Here is a 2,703-nt window from a genome sequence, read left to right as displayed (position 1 = left end):
ATCATATCAATCCCCATAGATAGTGATTTCTAACCGGTTGTCGGCAACACCGCGTTCAGACTCTGGTTTTCAACCAGCCAGAACGCTTAGTTATTAGCAATTGTTTTTCTATTTGATTTTGCTTATTCGTTCTCGTATTTCGTTCAGGTTTATTTCGGGAACATTACAATTAAGTGTTTCAAGTTTAAATGGATAAATAAACTCATTAAAATCTTTGCAGTCTGTGAATACATTGAATTCATTATTTTTATAATCCCAAACGACACCTTTACCGTAAACTGTAGTTGTCGGATATGCATCTTCAATAGCCTCACCTAGTGCATGGCCTGTGATTCCTCCAACGCCTGATGATACTCCAGAACTTAATCCAACTTTCCAATGATTTATTAGTCCTGCTTCAGAATATAAAAAGTTACTACCACCTAACAAAACTAGAACAAATTCATTATTCGAATTGGCAGAGAGACTCTTATCTTTTTTATTCTTATTCTTAAGGATTGCTCCAGTACTGAAATACAGTTTGTTTTGAAATGATATTGCAAATACTTTTTTTATTTTTTTATCAGTGTCTTTGTGATAGAATTTACATCTTCTAATTAAGGAATCTGACTGTCCAATTAGTTCAATTTTTTCAATTCTTAAATTCTCGGCAGCTGTTATTGAAGGGGTGTTGTTTATGAACTCAGATTTTGTCTTATATATTCCTGGAGAATAATCAGAATTATAATAAACTTCGCTTTGGCCAAATAGTTGACAAGCTAGTAATGTCAAAAATAATAATGCAAATAATGCTTTCATTTAATTAAATCTATTTATTAGTGTATTGTGTTTTAAATAATTGCTAACGGCCTGCCGCATGGAGCGTAAAGGAATTGACACTTACATACTTTCCAAATCGAGCGGAGCCAAAGCGCTGTATTTGTTTTTAACTTTTCATTTTCAAAGCCAAATCAGTGATTTGGCGCTGTTTGCCGAAGCAACGAACCGACCAAAATACACTGCACCCTTAATGCTCTATAGCGGTTTGTTGGCAGCTGGCGTTTATTACCAGATTATCACCCAGAATATCATCAATTTCTTTGATTCATTTACTGCCACTCCTTTAGAATATCCATGTTTCCATTCCTCGGGCATATATAGTCCTTTAGTTATATCTTCTTCAGCTAAAAAACGACCTGTTTTCGCTTCTAAAACGTATATATTAAATTCCTTCTGCAATTTAGGTTCTGTTTCATCAGTTTGGTATGACGAAAAATTAGAGAAGTTAGGTATTGGATAAAGATCCTTATAACAGTCTAAATTAATAATATTATGGTCTATTTCATGTTTTTTAGGGTAACCATAATTCGAATGCGTGGCAAAACGATTCAAAACAAGTAGACATTCAGCATCAGAAGGGTATTCTGCAATTGAACTCTTTCTAATTGTAGATAAAGCTTCTTTAAATTGTTCACTCTTAAATTCGAAAACACTTTTAATATTGAATTCTGTATTAGAGTCAAGACTCCATGTGTCACTAATTGAATACGCATCTCCGCGCTTTGGAAAAAAACTAACGTAGTCTTGAAATGCTGTTTTTACTCTATCGTAGTTTTTGTCCTTTTCCAAAAACCAGAATTCTCCAGAGGTTTGACTATTACATGATGCTACTATCAATAATAAAAGAAGTATACCTGTTATTTTTGTACTCATAGTTTCATTTCTGGATTTGTATGTTCTGCTTGCTGCCAACGGTTGGCCGCATGGCGCTGTAGCAGATTTGCGTTGAGATTGTCCGTCCGAGAGGACGAGACTATCGAGGCGGGAATCTGCCCAACCAAAACCATACAGACACTGCTATGCGCTATAGCGGCGTGTTGGCAAGCGTTTATATTATTTCTTTTATTTTAGTGTCTTTGTCCACAACTCGAAATAACATACTTCCATATGGCACTAAGCTATTTTCTATTTCAACCTCAATTTTTAAGTCAACTATGCCGACTTTTTTAGCTGTAACGATGTAGTAGCCATCTTGAACTTTTTGTAAAGTCAAATCTTGATTGTTTGATGTTAATCTTGATTTTTCAATAGGAAATATACCAGTATCGTAGTAAATCTTATTTTCTCCAACAATCATGAAGTTTGTATTCATATTAGATATTGTAAAATCCTGCACCTTAATATAGAAACTATCAGTATAACAATAATGAAAAGCACCTTTCCAGAATTTTATTTCATAATGATGAATTCCTTTTTTAAGTCTGTTATTAGGTTCAAATTGGATATAATCAGTTCCAAAATTGCTATTCGAAACAGAATTTGTTGGTGAGATAATACTGATAGAATCAAATTTGGATAAATCAAACTTGGATATTAATGTGATTTTATCACCATGATAGTTTGTATAATAGGTTGAATTAACTGAAGAAATATATCTCTCCATATTGACATCCTCTTCATTTTCAGCTATGCTACAACCGAATGTTATTAATGTACTTAGTACAATCAATCTAAATACTTTTCCCATCTTATATTTCAATATTATCATAAGCTCTAAAGCAATATAAACTTCATAAATATTTTTGCATTATTAACTCTTCATTTTTGAGGTTTGTAAATAATGCTTGCAAACACCAGAGTATATAAACTTGTCCATATACATTTTATTGTGCTCAGGTGTTTTGTCTACTTATCATGCTAATATAGGTAAATAACAAGACAAAA

3 protein-coding genes are annotated in these 2,703 nt (G+C 32.8%); all 3 read right to left on the bottom strand.

Annotation, left to right across the window (positions count from 1 at the left end; all coding sequences use genetic code 11):
* Positions 1–108: 108 nt before the first annotated feature.
* Positions 109–798 (bottom strand): hypothetical protein, encoded by a 690-nt coding sequence (locus KDU71_RS22600; protein WP_212193403.1) that lies wholly within the window; start codon positions 796–798, stop codon positions 109–111.
* Between the two features lie 246 nt (positions 799–1,044).
* The gene (locus tag KDU71_RS22595; RefSeq protein ID WP_212193402.1) at positions 1,045–1,692 is read right to left on the bottom strand and encodes a hypothetical protein; all 648 of its coding nucleotides are present in this window, start codon (positions 1,690–1,692) and stop codon (positions 1,045–1,047) included.
* Between the two features lie 175 nt (positions 1,693–1,867).
* On the bottom strand, positions 1,868–2,506 hold the full coding sequence (locus tag KDU71_RS22590) for a hypothetical protein (protein ID WP_212193401.1): 639 nt from the start codon (positions 2,504–2,506) through the stop codon (positions 1,868–1,870).
* Positions 2,507–2,703 lie beyond the last annotated feature (197 nt).

Source organism: Carboxylicivirga sediminis (assembly GCF_018156225.1).
GTDB classification, from domain to species: Bacteria; Bacteroidota; Bacteroidia; order Bacteroidales; family Marinilabiliaceae; genus Carboxylicivirga; species Carboxylicivirga sediminis.
This window is presented reverse-complemented; position numbering and strand designations above follow the sequence as displayed.